This window comes from Micromonospora sp. NPDC047644 (assembly GCF_040704315.1).
Lineage (GTDB): Bacteria > Actinomycetota > Actinomycetes > Mycobacteriales > Micromonosporaceae > Micromonospora.
Genome location: NZ_JBEYSY010000015.1, coordinates 181,299 through 187,298 on the forward strand (window position 1 = coordinate 181,299; position 6,000 = coordinate 187,298).

Annotated in this window: 5 protein-coding genes; 1 reads left to right on the forward strand and 4 read right to left on the reverse strand. The window is 73.2% G+C overall.

Going from position 1 to position 6,000, the window contains the following annotated elements:
• Positions 1-104 precede the first annotated feature (104 nt).
• The 4 genes from AB0877_RS24885 to pgsA all read right to left on the reverse strand — a co-directional run bounded on the left by AB0877_RS24885 (position 105) and on the right by pgsA (position 3,475).
• Complete coding sequence (locus AB0877_RS24885) at positions 105-608, reverse strand: hypothetical protein (RefSeq protein WP_366611844.1); 504 nt, start codon at positions 606-608, stop codon at positions 105-107.
• Between the two features lie 81 nt (positions 609-689).
• Positions 690-1,850: a glycosyltransferase family 4 protein gene (locus AB0877_RS24890; RefSeq protein ID WP_366611845.1), complete on the reverse strand. Its 1,161-nt coding sequence runs from the start codon at positions 1,848-1,850 to the stop codon at positions 690-692.
• A 16-nt stretch (positions 1,851-1,866) separates the two neighbouring features.
• Positions 1,867-2,799, reverse strand: a complete 933-nt coding sequence (locus AB0877_RS24895) for a phosphatidylinositol mannoside acyltransferase (protein WP_366611846.1) — start codon at positions 2,797-2,799, stop codon at positions 1,867-1,869.
• Positions 2,800-2,845: 46 nt separating this feature from the next.
• Positions 2,846-3,475, reverse strand: coding sequence for a phosphatidylinositol phosphate synthase (pgsA, locus tag AB0877_RS24900; RefSeq protein WP_366611847.1), 630 nt, complete (start codon positions 3,473-3,475; stop codon positions 2,846-2,848).
• Between the two features lie 250 nt (positions 3,476-3,725).
• Here pgsA and AB0877_RS24905 point away from each other — a divergent pair, with 250 nt between their 5' ends.
• The gene (locus AB0877_RS24905; RefSeq protein WP_366611848.1) at positions 3,726-5,882 is read left to right on the forward strand and encodes an elongation factor G-like protein EF-G2; all 2,157 of its coding nucleotides are present in this window, start codon (positions 3,726-3,728) and stop codon (positions 5,880-5,882) included.
• The last annotated feature ends 118 nt before the right edge of the window (positions 5,883-6,000 follow it).

Here is a 6,000-nt window from a genome sequence, read left to right on the forward strand (position 1 = left end):
CAGCGAAAATGCTACGCGCGGTACAACGCCGCACCGACAGCCAATCAGACCCCCGGTGGCCTGCCCTGTGGCAGCGGTCACCCCAGGCCGTCGGGCAACGGGGGTCAGGCGGCGGGGACGTCCGCCGGCACGACGAGGGTCGGGTCGTCGATGTCGAAGTAACGCGGCCACTCCCGGCCCCGCCCCATCCGCAACAGGCGCACCAGCGGCCGGCTGCGCGCCGAGCGGGCGTCGCGGACCAGGTCGGTGTGCACCTGCCGGGACAACGCGAGCCGACGGCTCGCGGCGATGACCGCCCCGCAGTCCGGGTCGCCCGGATCCAACTGGACACCGCGCAACTGCCGGGTGAGGTCGTTCTCCGCCGCCTCCCGCTCGTCCGGGCCGGCGTCCAGGGCGATCCGGGCCGCCGCGTACAGCTCGACGCCGAAACGCCGCTCAGCCAGGACCGCGGCTGCCGCCGCGCGGCGCAGCAGGTGGGCGTCGAGGGCCCGGGCCGCCAGCTCCGCGCGGCCCTGCAGCCGCTCCACCCGGCCGGCGGTCCAGATGAGGTACGCCGCGACCAGCCCCACGACCACGCTCGCGGCCACCACCCACCACATGTGCGGCATCGTAGTGCTGCTCCGTTTCGTCCGATTGGGCGCGGCCCGAGCGGTCCCGCCGGTCACCACCGCACCATCCGTCACACCGGCTCAGCCCAGCCCCACCCACTCCTGGTCGATGACCCGCCCGTCGGTTGCCTCGATCGCCGCTGCGTATACCTCCAGAACGCGGCGAGCAACCACCGGCCAGTCGAAATTCGCGACCACCAGATCGCCGCAGGCACTCAGCGTGGCCCGCGCGGCCGGGTCGTCCAGCAGCTCGGCCAGCACGTCACGCAGCCCCACCGGGTCACCCGTGGGGAAGAGGCGCCCGGCCCGCCCACCGTCGAGCACCCGCCGGAACGCGTCCAGATCGCTGGCGACGACCGTCGTGCCCGCCGCCAGCGCCTCGGTGAGGATCATGCCGAACGACTCGCCGCCGGTGTTCGGTGCGACGTAGAGGTGCACACTGCGCAACATGCGCGCCTTGTCCGCTTCGCTGACCAGGCCGAGGAACGTGATCTGCTCGTGCAGCTCGGCCGGGAACTGGTCGTACAGGTCGTCGGGGTCACCCGGGCCGGCGACGAGCAACCGCAGACCGGGCCGGGTGGCGGCCAGCGCCACGAACGCGTCGCGCAGCACCGGGAAGCCCTTGCGCGCCTCGGTGAACCGGCCCAGGAAGCCGAGCGTGCCGCCGGTGCCGGCCGCGCACTCCCCCGGCCAACCCGGCAACGGCTCGGCGTCGGCGAACTTGGCCACCGCCACCCCGTTGGGGATCTCCACCGCCCCGCCGTCCATGTGCTCGACCTGCACCTTGCGGGCCAGCGCGCTCACCGCGATCCGGGCCGTGATGCGCTCCAACACGATCTGGAGCACACCCTGGGCGGCGGCGAGGACCCGCGAACGGGTCATCGCGGTGTGGAAGGTGGCCACCACCGGACCACGGGCGGAGAGCACGGCCAGCAGCGACAAACTCAGCGTGAGCGGCTCGTGCACGTGCAGCACGTCGAAGTCACCGTTGGTGATCCACCGCCGCACCCGGGCGGTCGACACCGGGCCGAACGCGATCCGGGCCACCGAACCGTTGTACGGCAGCGGAACGGCCCGCCCGGCCGACACCACATACTCCGGCAGCGGCGAATCCTCGTCGGCCGGTGCGAGCACGCTGACCTCGTGGCCCAGCGCGATCAGCGCCTCGGCCAGGTCCATGACGTGGTTCTGCACCCCACCGGGCACATCGAAGGAGTACGGGCACACGATGCCGATCCGCATCCGTCAGCCCACCTCCTCAGGCCGGGCCGGAGGCCGACGAGGGCAGCGCCGCGCCCTCCCCCGACCTCGCCTGGTCCAGCCACATCCGCTGCAACATGTGCCAGTCTTCCGGATGCCGGGCGATACCCGCCGCCAGACGGTCGGCGATCAGCTGGGTCAGCGACCGGACCCGCTGGTCCAGCGGCCCCACCTCGGGCCCCGGCACCGGCAACGGACCGACCAGCGACGCGCAGGCGGCATCCGGTTCGTACCACATCGAGGCCACGTAGAGCGGCGCGCCGGTGTGCAGCGCGAGCAGGGCCGGCCCGGCGGGCATCCGGGTCTTCCCACCGAAGAAGTCCACCTCCACCCCCCGGGCGGAGAGGTCCCGGTCGGCCAGCAACGGCACCACCGCACCGGCCCGCAGGCGGTCCAGCAGCACGTCGAACGCCGGACGCGGGCCCCCGTGGGTCGGCAGGATCTCCATCCCGAGGACCTCGCGGAACGCCAGGAAACGCTTGTAGACGCCCTCCGGCTTGAGCCGCTCCATGACAGTGGTGATCGGCCAGCCGGTGGCCGCCACCCAGGCGCCGGCGGCGTCCCAGTTGCCGGCGTGCGGCAGCGCCACCACCGCGCCCCGGCCGGCGGCCACATCGGCGGCGAGCAGGTCCGCGCCGTCCAGCCGGAAGGTGGACAGGATCTGCGACCGGCTCAGACCGGGCAGCCGGAACGCCTCCATCCAGTACCGGGCGTACGAGCGCAACCCGCGCTTGACGAGGTCGTCCAACTCGGCGTCCGGCAGCTCCGGGCCGACCACCCGGCGCAGGTTCGCGCGCAGTCGGGCCGTACCCCCGCCACCGGCGCGGTGCGCGCGGTCCGCGCCCGCCCGGAACGCCGCCGCCACCAACGGCCGGGGAAGCGCGCGGACCACCCGCCACCCGGCGATGTAGCCCAACTCGGTGAGGTTCACGCGACCCGGCCGCAGTTCTTCCGACGCCGGGTCGCGCGCCCGCCACTCATGCCTGGCCGTCCGGCTGGAGCTGCCGGGCCTGGCGGTAGACGTGCGTCATCCGCTGTCCCACCGTGAAGATCGAGACGGCGGCGAGCAGCCAGAGCGCGATCTCCAGGGCCGGATCGACACCGACACCGGTGAGGATCCCGCCGACCCCGACGATGAGCAGTCGCTCGGTGCGTTCGGCGATGCCCACGTTGCAGGTCATGCCGAGCCCCTCGGCGCGGGCCTTGACGTAGGAGACGAGGCTGCCGGCGGCCAGGCAGACCAACGCGGCGGCCACACCGGAGTGGTCGCCCTCGGTGGCCAGCCAGTACGCGACCGCGCCGAAGACGGCGCTGTCGGCTACCCGGTCCATGCTTGAGTCGAGGAACGCGCCGAACCTGGTGGAACCGCCACTCATCCGGGCCATCGTCCCGTCGAGCAGGTCGGTGAGCGCGAACAGGGTGACGATCAACGCGCCCGCGACCAGGTGGCCGCGAGCACCGAAGCCGAGCGCGCCGACGAGCACACCAACGGTGCCCGCGACGGTGACGGCATTGGGGGTGACGCCCGCGCGCAGCAGGGCGCGGGCAATCGGCTCGACGACGCGGGTCATCCCCGCGCGGGCCGACACTTGGAAGATCTTCGCCATGGCGGTCCCCACGATAACGGTCCGCCCAGCTCCGGCGATACGGACGGTACCGCCGACGCGCCTGGGGGAGGCTTGTGCCTACCCGGCAACGGGTGTGAGATCGAGCCGGGAGGTGAGCCAGCTCACCCGTCTACCCGTCCCGTTCCCGCTGTGCGGCAGACCACCGGAGGATATCGCCGCGCACTCGCCCCGGGCCGCTTCCACCTCGCGCGGCGGTCGCCACCACCACCGGCTGAGGGAGGTGCGCCCCATGGCGCAGAAGAGTCACGAGAAGGGTTCCACCGGCGGCACGCCGGTGGTGACCGAGCCCGAGCGGGTCCGCAACGTGGTGCTCGTCGGGCACTCCGGGGCGGGCAAGACCACACTGGTCGAGGCCCTGCTCGCGGCGACCGGCACGATCGGCCGCGCCGGCACCGTGGTCGACGGCACCACCGTCGGCGACCACGACCCCGCCGCCGTACGCCAGCAGCGCTCGGTCAGCCTCTCCTGCGCGCCGCTGCTGCACAACGGCATCAAGGTCAACCTGCTGGACACCCCCGGGTACGCCGACTTCGTCGGTGAGTTGCGCGCCGGGCTGCGGGCCGCCGACGCCGCGCTCTTCGTGGTCTCCGCCGCGGGCGGCATGGACGCGGCCACCGTCGCGCTCTGGGAGGAGTGCGCCGCCGTCGACATGCCGCGCGCTGTCGCGGTGGCCCGACTGGACCAACCCCGCGCCGACGTCGACGAGACGGTGGCGCTCTGCCAGCGCCTCTTCGGTGACAACGTGATGCCGCTCTACCTGCCGATGCTCGGCGACGACGGGGTGTCCACCGAAGGTCTGCTCGGCCTGATCACCCGTCGGGTCTTCGACTACAGCGCCGGGCTGCCCGCCGACGTCCGCGACCCCGACCCGGAGCACCAGCGGGCCATCGACGAGTCCCGCGACGAGCTGATCGAGGGGATCATCGCCGAGAGCGAGGACGAGACCCTGATGGACCGCTACCTCGACGGCGAGGAGATCGGCGACGAGGTGCTCATCGACGACCTGGAGAAGGCCGTGGCCCGGGGTCACTTCTACCCGGTGGTACCGGTCTGCGCCCACACCGGCGTCGGGCTCGACGTCCTGCTGGAGGTGCTGACCGCCGCGTTCCCGTCGCCGCTGGAGCACGAACTGCCCGCGGTGACGGGCGTGGACGGCTCGCCGCGTCCGCCGCTGAGCTGCGACCCGGCCGGGCCGCTGGTCGCCGAGGTCGTCAAGACCACCATCGACCGCCACGTCGGTCGGGTCTCACTGGTCCGGGTCTTCTCCGGCACCCTGCGCCCCGACCAGACCGTCCACGTCTCCGGGCACGGCATGGCCGAACGCGGGCACCCCGACCACGACGCCGACGAGCGGGTCGGGCACATCTACACCCCGCTGGGCGCCACCCTGCGGGAGGTGTCGCTCTGCGTGGCCGGTGACATCTGCGCGATCACCAAGTCGGGCAGCGCCGAGACCGGCGACACCATCTCGACCAGGAACGAGCCGCTGCTGATCGCCCCCTGGGAGATGCCGGAGCCGCTGCTGCCGGTGGCGATCGCCGCCCGGAGCCGCGCCGACGAGGACGCCCTGGCCCGCAACCTCGCCCGCCTGATCGCCGGCGACCCCACGCTGCGGCTGGAGCGCAACCCGGAGACCCACCAACTGGTGCTCTGGTGCATGGGCGAGGCACACGCGGACGTGGTGCTCGACCGACTGCGCGCCGGCGGCGTCGAGCTGGACACCGAGCCGGTCAAGGTGTCGCTGCGCGAGACGCTGACCGTTCCCGCGAAGGGACACGGCCGCCACGTCAAGCAGTCCGGCGGCCACGGCCAGTACGCGGTCTGCGACATCGAGGTCGAGCCGCTACCCCGCGGCAGTGGCTTCGAGTTCGTCGACCGGGTGGTCGGCGGGGCCGTGCCGCACAACTACATCCCATCAGTGGAAAAGGGCGTCCGCGCCCAACTGGAGCGCGGCCTGGTCGCCGGGCACCCCGTGGTGGACCTGCGGGTGACCCTGGTCGACGGCAAGTCGCACAGCGTCGACTCCTCCGACGCGGCCTTCCAGACCGCCGGCGCGCTGGCGCTGCGCGACGCCGCCGAGCGGGGCCAGCCGACCCTGCTGGAACCCATCGACGAGGTCACCATCCGCATCCCGGACGGCTCGGTCGGCACGGTGATGGGCGACCTGTCCGGCCGACGCGGCCGGGTGCTCGGCACCGAACCGGACCCGGACACCGAGGGCCGCACCCTCGTCCGCGCCGAAGTGCCCGCCACCGAGCTGCTTCGGTACGCCGTCGAGCTGCGCTCCATGACGGCCGGCACCGGCACCTTCCGCCGCCATTTCGTCCGCCACGACCCCATGCCCGCCCACCTGGCCGACCAGACCCGAAAGGAACAACTCCCCTAGACCCCGGCCCTAGCCCCCCTGCCCTGCCCTGCCCTGCCCTGCCCTGCCCTGCCCTGCCCTGCCCTGCCCTGCCCTGCCCTGCCCTGCCCTGCCCTGCCCTGCCCTGCCCTGCCCTGCC

Bases quoted from the DNA above. Each gene is read 5' to 3' on its own strand.
- AB0877_RS24885 (WP_366611844.1), bottom strand. From the start codon at position 608: ATGCCGCACATGTGGTGGGTGGTGGCCGCGAGCGTGGTCGTGGGGCTG.
- AB0877_RS24890 (WP_366611845.1), bottom strand. From the start codon at position 1,850: ATGCGGATCGGCATCGTGTGCCCGTACTCCTTCGATGTGCCCGGTGGG.
- AB0877_RS24905 (WP_366611848.1), top strand. From the start codon at position 3,726: ATGGCGCAGAAGAGTCACGAGAAGGGTTCCACCGGCGGCACGCCGGTG.
- pgsA (WP_366611847.1), bottom strand. From the start codon at position 3,475: ATGGCGAAGATCTTCCAAGTGTCGGCCCGCGCGGGGATGACCCGCGTC.